This is a genomic window from Clostridium sp. Marseille-Q5894, from assembly GCF_946902305.1.
GTDB lineage: Bacteria > Bacillota_I > Bacilli_A > Erysipelotrichales > Coprobacillaceae > Thomasclavelia.
This window is the reverse complement of sequence record NZ_CAMPPT010000007.1, coordinates 130,416-146,053: the sequence shown is the minus strand read 5'-3', so window position 1 is coordinate 146,053 and position 15,638 is coordinate 130,416. Positions and strand designations below refer to the sequence as shown.

The 15,638-nt window shown below is 29.5% G+C and carries 9 protein-coding genes; 3 read left to right on the top strand and 6 right to left on the bottom strand.

Annotated features, from left to right (window positions below; all coding sequences use genetic code 11):
* Positions 1-4: 4 nt before the first annotated feature.
* The 6 genes from OC535_RS11295 to OC535_RS11270 form a co-directional block, all read right to left on the bottom strand.
* Positions 5-1,666, bottom strand: a complete 1,662-nt coding sequence (locus OC535_RS11295; protein ID WP_498823869.1) for an AAA family ATPase — start codon at positions 1,664-1,666, stop codon at positions 5-7.
* A gap of 149 nt (positions 1,667-1,815) precedes the next feature.
* The gene (locus tag OC535_RS11290) at positions 1,816-2,604 is read right to left on the bottom strand and encodes a PHP domain-containing protein (protein ID WP_024722848.1); all 789 of its coding nucleotides are present in this window, start codon (positions 2,602-2,604) and stop codon (positions 1,816-1,818) included.
* Between the two features lie 148 nt (positions 2,605-2,752).
* Positions 2,753-8,296 carry a LamG-like jellyroll fold domain-containing protein gene (locus tag OC535_RS11285; protein ID WP_498823868.1) on the bottom strand — a complete coding sequence of 1,848 codons (5,544 nt, stop codon included), beginning with the start codon at positions 8,294-8,296 and terminating at the stop codon, positions 2,753-2,755.
* 322 nt (positions 8,297-8,618) lie between these two features.
* Positions 8,619-8,822 carry a hypothetical protein gene (locus OC535_RS11280; protein WP_498823867.1) on the bottom strand — a complete coding sequence of 68 codons (204 nt, stop codon included), beginning with the start codon at positions 8,820-8,822 and terminating at the stop codon, positions 8,619-8,621.
* 266 nt (positions 8,823-9,088) lie between these two features.
* Entirely contained in the window at positions 9,089-9,223 is a 135-nt protein-coding gene (locus tag OC535_RS11275; protein WP_264467764.1) for a hypothetical protein, read from the bottom strand.
* A 54-nt stretch (positions 9,224-9,277) separates the two neighbouring features.
* The gene (locus OC535_RS11270) at positions 9,278-11,740 is read right to left on the bottom strand and encodes a right-handed parallel beta-helix repeat-containing protein (RefSeq protein ID WP_498823866.1); all 2,463 of its coding nucleotides are present in this window, start codon (positions 11,738-11,740) and stop codon (positions 9,278-9,280) included.
* A 345-nt stretch (positions 11,741-12,085) separates the two neighbouring features.
* On the opposite strand from OC535_RS11270, the gene OC535_RS11265 reads away from it, so the two are divergent.
* From OC535_RS11265 to OC535_RS11255, 3 genes are read left to right on the top strand one after another with little or no spacing between them, the layout of a single operon-like run.
* Positions 12,086-12,787 (top strand): LytR/AlgR family response regulator transcription factor, encoded by a 702-nt coding sequence (locus OC535_RS11265; protein ID WP_498823865.1) that lies wholly within the window; start codon positions 12,086-12,088, stop codon positions 12,785-12,787.
* 15 nt (positions 12,788-12,802) lie between these two features.
* The gene (locus tag OC535_RS11260) at positions 12,803-14,146 is read left to right on the top strand and encodes a hypothetical protein (protein WP_498823864.1); all 1,344 of its coding nucleotides are present in this window, start codon (positions 12,803-12,805) and stop codon (positions 14,144-14,146) included.
* Complete coding sequence (locus tag OC535_RS11255; RefSeq protein ID WP_498823863.1) at positions 14,127-15,632, top strand: hypothetical protein; 1,506 nt, start codon at positions 14,127-14,129, stop codon at positions 15,630-15,632. Before OC535_RS11260 ends, OC535_RS11255 begins: the two co-directional genes overlap by 20 nt.
* Positions 15,633-15,638 lie beyond the last annotated feature (6 nt).

Sequence of the window (15,638 nt, the reverse complement as noted above, 5' to 3'; positions counted from 1 at the left end):
TAAATCAAACAACTTCACTGATCCAGCAGTTTTTCTCATAAAACGATATCCCATAACCTTTTACTTTCAAATATCCTTCATTCTTTATCCCTTCAAGATACCTTCTATCAACGATCTGCTTTGCTGCTTCTTGACTAACTTGTACTAATGAAGATAACTTATCTGCCTTTTTACATTCTATTACTACATATGCCTTCAAGATCGTTTCTGGCTTGATTCCAATATCAAAACGCCCATCACCACTTTCTCGATTTGAATAAACCTGGTATCCACTTAACAACCCTATCATAAAGCCATGATAAAAGGCTTCATAATTATCATAAAAACTTACTGCATGATTCAATATATCATTTAACAGTTCATTTGCTTTATTTACTTCTTCATTTCTCAGTGCTTCTACTAATTCCTCTTTTTTATTTTGCGTATATTCTTCAAAATAACTTTGAAACTGATTTTCATATATAACTTTAACTTCTTTATTAGGTATCTCTAATTCATACTGGTTCAACTTGATTTCCTGCTTATCATCATATACTCGATCCTTGATCTTTAAATATCCTGTAAACAATAGAAAACTATAGATATTATATATATCTTCCATTTCTCGATACGTCAGCTCTGGTTTGATCGTTTTTAAAACACTTCCCCCCTGAACCAGTTCTTCAAATTCCTTTTTTAAAACTTCATTTCCCTTTTTTATATAATTATAAACTATATCATTTCCGCTTGTATTTGCCCAATATGAAGCCATCATGTCATCCTGCTCCTGGATGATTTGTCTTATATAATTAAGGGTACTCCAGGGATTATAAATATTTACATTACCAAATAAATATCCATCATACCATTCCTTTATTTTATCCTGATATTCTTCAAGATGATAATATCTTAATAATTCATCTATCTCTGATTGTGTAAAACCAAAATGTCTACTTGTCTTTCCTTTATTAAAAATAGAATAGACTGTAAAATTATTAAGCCCTGTAAAAATGCTCTCTTTTGCTGTTTTTAAACATCCTGTCAATATCCCTTTTTCCAGTGAATCATTAGTTTTTAAAACCGAACTTAACACTCCACCCATAAAATTTGTCATCTCATCATAATAGTTATGAAGATATGCGCTTTGCAATGGCACATCATATTCATCTATCAAAATAATGACCTTTTGATCATAATGTCTTTTTAAACATCGCGATATAAATAATAAACTATTTTTAATTTCTGTAATGGTACTTTCACCACTTCTATATTTCTCAAGCTTATTTTTATCAACTTCATCCAACTTATCGCTTTTAAGCAGCTCATGATGCTCTTTGATAATATTGGAAATCAGAAAAGTAAATTGTTCGATTTGTTCATCAAATATCAAACCTTTCATATCTTTGAAAGTCATAAAAATAACAGGGTATTTATTTTGATATTTCATGATTTCTTGATTTTTGGTGATATTTAAACCGTTGAATAAATAAGCATTATCTTTTTCTTTTATTGATAAAAAATACTGTAACATACTCATATTTAAAGTCTTGCCAAATCTTCTTGGTCTTGTAAACAAGACAACTTTATCACTTAATGCTGATTCAATAAAATCACTCTTATCAACATAATAATAATCATGATCAATAAACTCTTTAAAATTTTCTGTTCCGGTACTAATTGCCTTCATCATATCACCCTTTCTCATATTTTCTATTATACCATTATTAATTTAAGATAAGCAATGAATTGATATAGTGATTTAACACTTGAATAGCGGGTTAAAAAAATTATAAATTTCTTATTAAAATGAAAAAGACTTTGAATAAATTCAAAATCTTACATCATTGTTTTTTCATAAATATCCGCAATATTTGATCCCACATGTTCAGGATGATGAGCATCACTAGCTGTTATCATCGCTACTCCATGATCCTTAAAAATTTTTAATAATTCATCACTTAATCCCATATCACGATGATTATAACGATAATAACATCCGGTGTTATTTTCAGCAATAACATGATGTTCTACCAATAAATCAGCTAACTGGTGATATGTTGGCAATAAATCATAAGTAGGATAATAATTAAACATTTTAATAGTATCAGGATGTGCTAATTGTGTAAATAAATCAGATTTAACTAATGAGAAAATTAAATCATAGTATCTTTTGTAAATATCATTAACATCGTATTTATCCCATAAAATATCTTTAGAAAAGTTCATATCATATAATTTACCATCAATCGAATGAATTGCCCCTACTACAAAATCATAATGATGCTTTTCTAAAACACTTCTAATATAATCTTCGTGTTTAGGTACATAACATACTTCTAAACCGAAAGAAACTTCAATTGGCAGTTCCATCGCTTTCATTTCTTTGATTAAATCATCATAATCATCTAAACTATCTTTAAATTTCATTGCTTTATTTTCTAACCATTTCTTTTGTAACGGTTCTTCTTTTAATTCAGCATAAATAGGTTCAAATTCAATAAAACGATGTGTATGATCCAAAATTTGGATTTTAGTTAATCCTTTCTTTTGGGCAGCTTCAACAAACTGTAACACATATTCCTTACTTAATTCCCCATATTCTAAATGCATATGGCCATCGATCATTTTTATTACCCCCTAATCTTTTTTATTTGATTATATGCAAAAAAATATAAATAGTACAGTAAAATAATAAAAATCTTATAACATCAAAAGAGAAATATGGGTATAACCAAATTTCTCTTTTAATTTCTTTATTAAAGAAAATCAAATACTAATTGATTTCTCTTTTTTTATTTACATATAAGAAGATTGAAGCAATTACCATACCTGAAAGAGAATAAAGAGTGTTTACATCATCGCCTGTAGCAACACTTGTTGTATCTCCTGTTTTTACAACTGATGTACTTTCTAACCCTTCGATTGCTTTTGTTAAAGTATCCTTAGCTTTATCCACTTCACTTTGCATAGCTTCGGGATCATTTGCTACTGCTTTAGCTTTTTCTAGCGCTTCTTCTACTACTGCCCATGTCTTTGCACTATAATTTACTTTATTTAGCTCCATCGCTTTAGCAATCGTTCCTGTCAACAATTCTTTATTTGGGATCAACCGCAAATCTAAATATGCTTTCAATAATCCATAATATGCATTATCTACCTCATCTTGTGTTACATTTGGATCATCTAATACTGCTTTAGCTTTTGCCATTGGTTCTGCTAAGTTTGTAACACTTGCTTCTGTATATTTACTCTTATCTAATCCTTCACACCTATCATACATTCCCTGTAGTAATGTCTTATCTGCTCTTAAGATTAAGTTTTCAACTGCATCGATTAAATTATTGTATGCATCGATTACTTCTGCTTCTGTAGCTTCTTCATTTGCCAATACTTCTTTTGCTGCTTCTAAAGCTTCCTGTAATCCTGCCCACGATCCTGTTGTATAGTCTTCTTCATTATATTCTTCTACTCTATTGACCAACTCTTCTAAGAATCCTTTATCGGCTTTCTTTGTTAAAGCATTGATTGCTTCTTGTAAATCATTGACTGCTTTTTCTACTTCAGCTTCTGTAGCATTTTCATTATTCATTACTTCTTTAGCTGCTTCTAAAGCTTCCTCTAATACATTCCATGTACTTGGTGTATATTCTTCTTCATCATAGCCTTCTGCTTCTTTTATTAATGCTTCTAACTCAGTTTTATCTACCTCTTCTACTGGTTTGAATCTTAAATTCAAGAATGCTGTTACTAATTCGATATATACTTTATCGACTTCGCTTTGACTAGCTTTTTGATCCGCTAAAACATCCTGTGCTTTCTGTAATACTGGTACCATCGCATTCCATGATTCTTCAACATACTTATCTTTATCTAGTCCTAGAATATGATTTACTAATCCTTCTAATAATGTCTTATCTGCCTTAGCTGCTGTTTCTAAGTTATTGATTGCTGTCTGTAAATCAGCATAAGCTGCATCTACTTCTTCCTGCATTGCATTTTCATCATTTACTACCGCATTAGCTGCTTCTAAGGCTTCTTTAAATGCTGTCCATGAAGTGACTGTATAGTTTTCTTCTGCATAACTATTTGCTTCATTGATCAAAGCTTCTAAAGCACTCTTATCACCTTTTACAAATTCTAACATCTGCATCGCAACTGATAAGCGGGCAAATGAAGCATTGATAGTTTCCTGACTGGCACTATCATCAGCTAAGATTACTGTTGCTTCTTGTAGTGCTGCTTTAAATTCATTAACGACAGCTGGAACGACATTAGCTAACTGTTCTTCAGTTACATTATTTGCCATTTCAACAGCTATCGATAATGCTAATTTATCAGTAATAACCTCTTTTTTAGCTAAAGGAATATCTGTTTTATACTCATCTAACCAAACATCATTTTTATAATCTCGTGGTCTAATTTCAACTCTATCTTCAAAAACATTTACCTGGTAACCAATTTGAGCTCGTGGATCACCATAAGATTGATATTTAAATGCTGGTACATCAACTACATATCCAAATTCTACTTGATGTACTTTAGCTAAATTTATTCCATTATGAACATGTCCAGTAAATACGATTGATTGTGGATAATCTTTTAGTATTGCTCTTAATGCTTCTTCTTGTTCACCAATCAAATCTAATGATTCATGATCTGAAGTTCCTGTAAATGCTTGATGAATTTGGATAAAAATTGGTTTATCTATACTAGCATTTTCTTTGATTACTTCTTTTAACCAATCTAATTGTTCATTAGACAAATAAGCATTATCTTTTAAATCCTGTTCTGTATTAAGTGTAATAAAATGATAATCATTGATCCAAGTATCAAAATATGCCTGATCTTCGACTCCATCCATATAAGGAGTATTATATTTTAAATATCTTTCCATAAATGGTGAAGTACCATATTTACATGTTGGAATATTTGCACCAGGTTCATTTCGATTACTTCCTGAACACAACCAGCGAACATCATGATTTCCTAACGAAATTATACTTTTTGTAAAGTTATACTTTTCAATAGTATTATAGAATGCCTGATATTGCCCTTCTGATCCAGCATCTGTAAAATCACCTGGGAATAAAATTGCCGAACTCGTTGGATCTAACATTGCAATGTCTTCTAAAGCATCAACTAAATTTAATATTGATTGATTATCTTCTTCAGTTCCATCAATATGAACATCTGATAAAACCTGGAAACTCATTATTGGTGTTTCTGAAGTTTGGAAACGATCAAAAGCATTTGTAAGATTTTTGATCAGCTTTCGCATCGTATCTGCATCAGCATTTATTTTTTCTTCATTAACTGCATTTAATACTTTTTCAAATTCGGCTATTTTACTTTCATCATAACCATCTTCTTTAGCTTGATTTAAAACATTTGTATAATCTTCGATTTTCATTTGAAGACGGTATGGTAAATAATATTCCTCAATTTCTGTAGTCGTAAATAATCTTTTCATTACTCTTACTTCATCAAGATATGCATCATTAAGTCCCTGAGTTTTATTACCATCTGCTCCAATGACAAAATCAATAGCATCAATACTCTTACCAAAAGTATCTTTAATATCTGTTGTCTTCTCTAAATTTCCATCAATATAAGCACTAATTACATTATCACGATCAAAATTAACAACTATATAATGCCAATTACCATCATTAGCACTCAAACCATATATATCATCACGACTACATCCAGATCCTGTATAATTAACTCTAATACTATCGCCAAAGTTTCCAATATTCATTCCAACATTGCTGCCTGTAGACCAGTCTTTATTAGAAATAATCGCCGCTTCATTGCCACCGCCATTTACAGTTTTATACCAGAATGAAATAGCAAAATCATCTGTTTTAAATTTCAAGTCATCAGGCTGTCCAAAATTCACATATTGCTTAGCTATTTGCATCGTACTTCCGTTATCGTTTTGAAGATGTAACGCTTTTCCGATTACCCCTGGTTCATAACTTACATCTCCTACACTTGTACCATGATTTTCACGTCCTGATTCATCTTTTACATTCTCGTTATCAAAACTCAAATATAAAACCTGACCTTCAACAACACCTTCAACACCATCTTTGACTAAAGCCAATTTAATTTGAATGTTACTTACTAAAATCTCAACATTACTATAATCATCAGCTTCGATAGCAGCTTTACCAATTTCAATAGCTGTATTTAAATCAGTTAATTTATCATGATCATATTTAACATTTTTAACCGCTTCTTGATAAAACTTATCCGCATCATTTACAACATATTGTAAATATGTTGTATCATATTCCGCTTTGATCTCATCTTTACTCATTAAACGAGAATATACTTTTAACTCATCAAGATAAGCATCATCTAAACCATTTTTAAAATATCCATCTGCGCCAACAACAAAATTCGCTACATCGATCGATTTACCAGCATCACTAGAAATATCTGTCTTTCCTGCTGCTAGATTATCAACAAAAGTTTCAATATAACCATCACGATCAAAATTAATAACTACATAATGCCATATTCCATCAATTGGAGCAAAATTATAAACATCTCTACGACTGCTGCCTTGGGCTGTAAAATTCACTCTTAATCCTGTATTAAAATCACCAATATTAAATCCAGCATTACCTCCAGAATTAAAATCTTTATTAGATATCATCGCACCGCCATTAGATACACCGTTATCACTTTGATACCAGAATGATAAAGAAAAATCCTGATCAGTTAACTTGATTTTATTACCAAAATCAATATATTGTTCAGCCTTCGCACTTGTGCTGCCATTAGAATTAATAATGTGAACTGCTTTCCCTTTTATTCCATCAACATAACTTACATTTCCAACAATATTACCATGATTGCCATTACCACTTAAATCTTCAACATTATCATCAAACGATGCCTTTAACAATATATCACCAGTTGGAATTATATCAGGTTCTTTAAACTCTTCATAAAGTCGTGTAATTTCTTGATCAGATTTTACTGATTTAAAAATTCTAAGCTCATCTATATAACTATCTAATAAACCATAACATTTATTTCTATCAGCCCCGATAACTAAATCACCTAAATCTAAACTATTATCCTTAAAGGCTGAAATATCTACCGCACTTGTTTTTATTCCATCAGTATAAGTAGACATCATTCCATCACGATCAAAAGTAATTACATTATGATGCCATGAACCATCAATAGCTGTGAATTTAATATCTTTACGTGTTCGATTAAAAGCTAGATTAGCTCTTATTTCATTAGTAAAACTTCCAATTGCGAAACCATCATTAGCGCCACTATCGTAGTCTTTATTAGAAATGATCGTTCCTCCATCTTCATTTCCAACACTTGTTTTATACCAAAAACTAATTGTAAAATCTTCAACTCCTAAAGCTACTGCATTTTTCAAATTAATAAATGAAGAAACTTCAGCACTAGAACTTCCATTAGAATTAACAATATGAGCCGCTTTTCCCGCAATACCATCAGCATATGTAATATTAGAAGCCACTCCATGATTTTCATTACCACTAACATCATTAGCATTTTCATCATCAAAAGTTAAATGAATGATTTCATCATCATTAAGATTATATTCTGTAGCTATTTCAGTTTCATTCATTAAACGTGAATAAACTTTTAATTCATCAATATAAGCATCATTCAAACCATTTTTAAAATAACCATCAGCACCAACAACAAAGTTAGTTACATCAATACTTTTATTAGCCTCACTTGAAATATCTGTAGATTTAACAAACTGATTGTCTAAATAAGTATCAATCGTTCCATCACGATCAAAATTAACTACAACATGATGCCATACTCCATCAATTGGGGCAAAATTATAAACATCATAACGTCCACTATTTTCTGGGGTAAAATTCACTCTTAATCCGGTATCAAAATCACCAATATTTAATCCAGCATTACTTCCAGAATCAAAATTTTTATTAGAAATCAATGCTCCTCCAGCACTAACTCCATTATCACTTTTATACCAAAAAGAAATAGCAAAATCTTTATTCGTAAATTTAATATTATTACCAAAATCAACATATTGATTTGCTACTTCACTTGTACTGCCATTGCTATTAACAATATGCAATGCTTTACCTCTTACTCCGTCAACATATTCTGGATTTCCCTGAATCGTACCGTCATTACCATTACCTGATTTATCCTCAACATTTTCATCAAAATCCACATATAGCATTTGATCATTATCAAATGCATAGATTCTAAAATTTGCAGAAGTAAAAAATAATGACAGTACTAACAACATCAAACCTGCTTTTTTTATAAATCTTTTCATCACATATCCTCCTTTATTTATTTTTCCTAAAATATATTTTCTTTTTCGAAATATCAACTCCTATTCTATATAAAAATAAGATAACGTCTATTTGTTACTATATATTAACAATATCATAAAAGCGCTTACATTATTTTCGCTTTTTATGAACTAATTTATCATTTTTAATATGGACAGTTAAAATATGATTTTTTTAAAATTAGTTGCTAATAAAATCTTATAACTAATCATAATTTAGTCATAAACACTATAAAACCACTGGCTTAAACCAGTGGTTTACAATTTACATCACTCTTGATCCGATCATCAATAATATATATCTTTATTTTTTAATTAAGCCTGCAAGTAAATCTTTACTTGGTTTTAATCTTAAACTTAAATATGCTGTCGTCAATTTTACAAATACACTGTCAATATCATTTTGATTTGCACTTACACCACTTAAAACATCTTGAGCATTTTGTAAAACTGGTAACATGATTTCCCATGACGATTCTGTATACTTACTTTCATCTAATGTCAACATGTTATTTACTACTGTTTCTAAAGATACATTATCTACAGATATCTGATACTGTTTAACTACAACCGCAAAAAAATTTTACAATTGAATAATAATTTTAAAATTACTTACACAAATTACTTGACATTACCAAAAATCTTGCAGAGGGATTTTGCACTTTTTTTGAGTATATGCTTTATTAGAAAAAGAAAAGCATGAACTCATAATATATAGTTCATGCCATTGGATGGCACTTCTGCCGTCCATTCGATTAATTAATCTAATTTTAATTATTCAAAATCAAGGCTGCTATCATCATCAAGACCGCCACTTATTTCTCCATAAACTCCACTAGTCGTAATAATATCTTTGATTTCAAAACATACAATATCTATTTCTGGAGTTACATATGATTCTTTATTCATTATCTCAATCACCTTTCTTTCTACCTGTTTTATTAATGATTACAGTTTTATAGCTTAATTACCAGCAGTTACCTGATCGTGTGTTTTATCAATTACATCACTATATACATAGTGATACTGACCTTTTGAATCTTTTACTACAACATAACCTCTTAAATAAACTGATTTATCAGTATTTGAACCAACATTTATATACCAGATTGCACTTCCTTCTAACGATTTAGATGTAAATGCTACTTTATACACTTTTGCTTTTAAATCAGTAGTTGCGCCATTAGTATTACTATCTGCAAATCTTAAATTTTCATCTGCTGTTCCATTACCAAACGTACTTGCACTAGTACCATATAACAAACCTGCTTCTATAACGGTATATTCTGATGGAATAGAGCGTGTAACTTCATATACAATCTTAGTACCTGAAGTATGAACATCAGTTACCGCAACCTGAGGTAATTTTTCTACTGTTTCCGCTTCATCTACATAGACCGCATAAACTGACATATTACCAGTTAACCTAAATGTATAATTTTCATTACTGCTCAACATACTACCTTCAGGGGTATTAAGAGCCCAATGAGAGAATTTTTTACCACTTATTGTTTCTGCTTTAGCAGTAACTATTGATCCTTCTTCATATTCCATCGTTTGTGAAGTATTTAATTCGTTATCAATATAAACATTTAAAGTATATTTTACAGTTTCTTTTTCAGCACCACAAAACTTGCATTTACCATTTTCATAAACATGCATAGATGTAATTGTATCATTACATGCTAGACAATGACGTGTATGAGATTCATCACCATTATCTGTATATGTATAATCATGATTGCATTTTCTAATATTTATTGTAGTAACTTCATAGTTAGTTCCTCTTAATTCATCACCATCTAAACCAGTTGTAATCAAGTTATTATCACTATCATAAAAAGCATTACCAGGTGCTAAAGCATCTTTCACAGTGCTATCACTATTCACTGATAAAAAACTATATGTTGCACTAATTGTTGTATCACTGATCATAACTTTAGCAGTACTAGCATATGCTTCTATTCCATGAGCCTTCCCAGTAAGAGTACAATCATTGACTATAAAAGTCCCACTACCACGATGATATATAGCTACAGCACCAGCATTAATTGTACATCTATTTACTGTAGCAGTATTTACCATATTATATAAGAATAATCCATTACCCGTAGTAGTATCAATTACACAATCATTAACTGTAATTTCGCTACTATCATATGCTTGTATCCCATTCTCAAAGCCACTAATTTTACTACCATTAATTGTAAGATTATAAGATTCACCATATATACCATAATCATCATTTTCACCGACAATATCAGTGTTATTAACAATAGCATTGTTATTAGTACCAAATAAACCAATTGCAGCGTTTGCTGTATACCTTGCTTTAGCATTCAGCTTGCTATTAGTAACACTAATTTCATTATCGCTACCTCTTACATATATATTATTTGGTCCCGTAGTATTAATCGTACTGCTATCAATAGTAATACTATTATTATTACAGTCATTTCCATTTGTATTTATAGCAGGAAATGTACTATTAATCATTTCCAGCTTGTTATTACTATTACTTATTTGGACTCCATAGGCAGCAGTACTATTATTAGTACAATTATTGATTTTAGCAACCGTATTACCTTTTAATAATACATTACCGCCTGGAGCACTGATGTTATTAACATTAGTGATACTAATATTTGCACCAGATACATCTATACCATAAGCACTAGCCACGATAGTTCCGCCATTAATTGTGATTTGACTTTCATTTTCTGCTTTTATAACTGTAAATGATCGATTATATGAGCAATTATTAGCTAAAATATTACTCTCGCTACCTGTAGCATATAGTCCTGTCCCACCTAAAGTGTCAATTTTAGCATCGTTGATCGTAGCTTCACCATTAGCTACATTCACAGCTATACAACTATAGCCATTAATACTAGAAATCGCACCACCATCAATTTGAACGTTACCACCATTAATTACATATATACAATTATAACCATAGCTTGTTACTGTCGCATTTACAAGAGTAAGCTTACCAGAAACAAGAATTAAACCAGTATCAACAGAAGTTACACTTCCTGATAATGCTACCCCTTCACTCATACATAATGTAATATCACTGTCTTGGGTTACTTCTAAATTATTAGTTGACGTATAACCCCAATCTACACTTTGTAATAAAGTGACTGTAGCTGTTTTACCTTGGGCAGACTCCCAGGCTGCAAATAATGCATCATCAAGCGTTGTATATTCTTCATCAGAACCATAGCTATAAACAGTTGTTTTATCTCCAATAGTAACACTAGCTATTTCCACTGATTCTGTTTCATCAGGTGTTTCATCACCGATCGATGGTTCTCCAGTCTCATTTTCAACTGCAAAGACCATTGCTGGTGACAGGGAAAACATCATACATAATGAAATAAATGATATTAAAAATGATTTTTTTATTATTTCTTTTTTAAACATTTTTGTTTATTCCTCCTTTTCTTGCTATTAAAATTAAAACTTTAATTTATATGATGTGATTAATTAATCCTTATATATTTTAATAAAAATTCTTTTTTATTCATATAACCTTTGCTTAAAACGCGACTTTTTTGTTTCAAATACATTATTTTTTTAATTTAAATGTAGTGTTATAATAATTTATCTTTTATTTAAAATATCTCAACAAAATTTAACATATTTATCTATTTTTTGATGCCTGTTAAGTTTAAAATAAATACAGCAAAACTTAACATAAATAATATTTGCTTTTATTAAACAAATTAATTAAACTAATATTATAAATTAGTCCTGAGGAGGTAATCTATGAAAATTGCAATTATTGATGATCTAGAAACAGACCAAAATATTTTAGTAAAAATATTAGATAATTATTTTGCTGATAAGAAAATTGATTACTCCATATTTACATATAAAAATGCCGAAACATTCTTAGAAGAATTTGAACCTAATTTTTATGATATTATTTTTATGGATATTTTTTTAGATAAACTAAACGGTATGGAAGCTGCAAAACAAATATACCAACAAGATAAAAAATGCAAACTCATTTTTCTTACAATATCAAATGAATTTGCCCTCGAAAGTTATTCTGTTCATGCTACTTATTATTTAGTTAAACCTATAAATGATCAATCTTTTTTACAGGCAATGGAATTTTGTCAAATATTTTCTAAATACGATGTCCCTTTTATTAAAGTAAAAACTTCTCGAATTGAAGTCAAAATAAATACCGGTGATATCTTATATATTGATATCGCCAATCGAACCACAAGAATTCATTTAATCAACGAAACTATTAAAGTAAGCGGTTCTTTCAAAGAAATTACCAAACCATTATTAAATGATTCTCGCTTTATTAATTGTATTAGAGGTATTGTCGTTAATATGGAACACATCAATAGAACTGTTGATTCTTATTTTGTTCTTAATAATAATGAGAGCATTCCTATTAGTATTAGAAATAGAAAAAGTATTGAAAAAACATTTCGTCACTATATTTTTTGAAGGAATGGTAAATAGATGAAAAAAATTATTACGTTTATTATATGTATAATTTTATTAATTTCTAATAATATGGTTTATGCCCTAAACAATGAAACAGAACCTGAAAATACTAAACCAATCGTCAATAAAATCACAAGTTATGACATTCTTACCACCGGTATTATAGTTGCACTAAACGATCATGATGCTTTTAATAAGTTTGTTGAAAATAAAAATAAAGTTTATATCGCTGGCTATAATGATGATGATACAGCTGATGCCCGTGTAATAATAGATAATATTGATATTAGCAATGTTAATTTAAACGTTGCTGGTATATATCCAGTTTATCTTAATTTAAGACTGGATGATGTTTGTGTAGATGATTATATACTTGACGAAGGCATCAAAACAGTCACCTTTTCTGTTTGTGTCAGTGATCCAAATAACTTTGATATTTTTATTATGAGCGATAATGCTTCAAATATTACTTTTTCCTGGTTAAAAAGAAAACAAAATGAAACTACTGTCTTTTATATTGAAAGTGATGTAAAACTAACATATCAAGATCTGCAAAATAAATCATGGCAAATATTAGATGACACGATCGTTAGCGATTTTTTTAGATTAAGTCAAACTAAGCTGGAATTAAATAAATATTATTATTTTTATTTTCAAAATGGTCAAGATGCTTCTGAGATTATTCAATATTATAAAGATCATGATAAACCGGTCTATGAAAATATTGGTGGTGATCGTGATGCTGGTGACAGTAAAAACCCGCCGCTACCTGAAATAGAACAACCTGCTCCAGTTCCTGAAGAAAGTGAAAATAATACTGCTTCAGTAAATGAAAACCAGCCCCTAGATAATAACGAGTATTTTAGAAATGATAAAGATATCCTATCAGGATACCGAATCTCATTAATGCAGGAAAATAGTTATCATAGTCTTAAGTTTTCAAAGCATGGAATTACTATTTCAATTCCTAGTTCAACGATTGCTGATTTAAAGCTTCAAGATTCTGATTTAGTAGAAATTGATATTAATAAAGTCGATGACTATAGTTTTAGCTTTGAAATAAAAATAAATAATCAAAAAATAGATAAACTTAATAATATGAAAGTAATGTTTCCTTGTTCTTTGAAAGATAATGTTACTGAAATTGAAATTATTAATAATGACAGCAATTATAATGGTACATATGATTCTAAATTACAAGTAGTAACTTTTGAAACAGATTATCCTGGTTTATATCAAATAACACATTTACAAGAGAAGACAAAACCTAATTATTTACCTTATATTTTATTTTTAATTGTCGTAATTGGTTTTATTATTATAAAAAGAGGAATTAAAAATGTTAAACAAATATCTTAAAATATTATCAATTATAACAGTTTCTTCTCTTTTATTTATTGCTTTATTTTATTTTGATAATAAATACGATCAAAGATCTTTACAAGCTTCTAATGGTTTATTGATTCTTTCAAAAGAAGACTTTAAAGAAGATACAGCTTATTTTCTTAGTCGTGGCTGGTCTTTCTATCCTGATGTACTATTAAGTCCAAAAGATTTTCAAAATGGTGATCCTGATCTTTACATGAAAGATGTAACAATTGGTGAAAATGCTATTTTTGATCCCTATGGAAAAGGCACTTATGTTTTAAGAATCAAACTTCCTAAAGAAGACACTTATGCCCTAGATATTCCAGAAATCTTTTCTGCTTATACTATCTATATCAATGATGAAATGATGCTTTCGATCGGTAATCCTGATCCTGATAATTACGAGGCTAAAACTGCCAATAGATTGATTACTTTTAAACAATCAGGAACGATCACGATCATCATCAACGTTAGTAATTATTCTCACTTTTATAGTGGAATGGTATACCCGCCAGCTTTTGGAAATCCTACTAGTTTAAACTATGTCCGTGGCATTCATTTAGGGATAAATCTAATTAATATAACTATCATCTTGATTACAGCTACTTTTTCATTATATTTTTGTATTGTTCGTAAACAAACTAACACCTTTATTTTTTTCCTTTTATCTTTAACCTCATTAGGTTTTATTTCATATCCAATCATTCATACAATGTTTGTTACCTCTATTTTCCCTTGGTATTTTTTTGAAGTAACATCCGGTTATTTAGCAATGTTATTGATTGTTGTTTTACATAATCGTCTTTGTTATATAAATAAAAAAACTGCTTTGATTTCCATGATATCAACAGGCTTATTTTGTCTACTGATTGCCTTTTATTGTTTAAATTCTGGAAATCTTGATCTTAATATTATTGCACTTTTCTCTGATTTAATTTTTTTATTTAAAATTTTATTAGCTGCTTATCTTTTAATTACAAGTTATTATGCTGTTAAAAACGATTATTTACAAGCTAATCTATTATTTTACAGTGAAATATTTTTTGCCTGTGCCTGTATATGGGATAGAGTCTTTATAAACTATGAACCTATTTATGGTATTCGTTTTATTGAAGGCGGTATTTTAGTAGTAATATATTCAATTGCTATTTTGCTTTGGAAAAACATTATTAAAACCTATACTCTTAATCTAGCCTTTATTGAAGAATATCGCCAGATAACTAAACAATTGGATATCCAGCAGGCTTATACCCTCAAGATAAAAGAAGTAATTGATGAAAAAAGACGTTTGATTCATGATTTTAAACACCATCTTTGCGTAATCGATAACATGGCTAAACAAACTAATCCAAAAAATATAATTGAATATATTAGTAACACTAATGAATTCATTGACACTTCTAACAACTTCAATATTATTTTTACTAATAATGTTGCTGTTGATGCGCTTTTACAATATTATGCAGAACTTTGTTAAAAACAA

Excerpts from the sequence above, each read along its gene's own strand:
- OC535_RS11295 (WP_498823869.1), bottom strand. The coding sequence starts at position 1,666 with ATGAAGGCAATTAGTACCGGAACAGAAAATTTTAAAGAGTTTATTGAT.
- OC535_RS11290 (WP_024722848.1), bottom strand. The coding sequence starts at position 2,604 with ATGATCGATGGCCATATGCATTTAGAATATGGGGAATTAAGTAAGGAA.
- OC535_RS11285 (WP_498823868.1), bottom strand. The coding sequence starts at position 8,296 with ATGAAAAGATTTATAAAAAAAGCAGGTTTGATGTTGTTAGTACTGTCA.
- OC535_RS11280 (WP_498823867.1), bottom strand. The coding sequence starts at position 8,822 with ATGTTGACATTAGATGAAAGTAAGTATACAGAATCGTCATGGGAAATC.
- OC535_RS11275 (WP_264467764.1), bottom strand. The coding sequence starts at position 9,223 with ATGAATAAAGAATCATATGTAACTCCAGAAATAGATATTGTATGTTTT.
- OC535_RS11270 (WP_498823866.1), bottom strand. The coding sequence starts at position 11,740 with ATGTTTAAAAAAGAAATAATAAAAAAATCATTTTTAATATCATTTATT.
- OC535_RS11265 (WP_498823865.1), top strand. The coding sequence starts at position 12,086 with ATGAAAATTGCAATTATTGATGATCTAGAAACAGACCAAAATATTTTA.
- OC535_RS11260 (WP_498823864.1), top strand. The coding sequence starts at position 12,803 with ATGAAAAAAATTATTACGTTTATTATATGTATAATTTTATTAATTTCT.
- OC535_RS11255 (WP_498823863.1), top strand. The coding sequence starts at position 14,127 with ATGTTAAACAAATATCTTAAAATATTATCAATTATAACAGTTTCTTCT.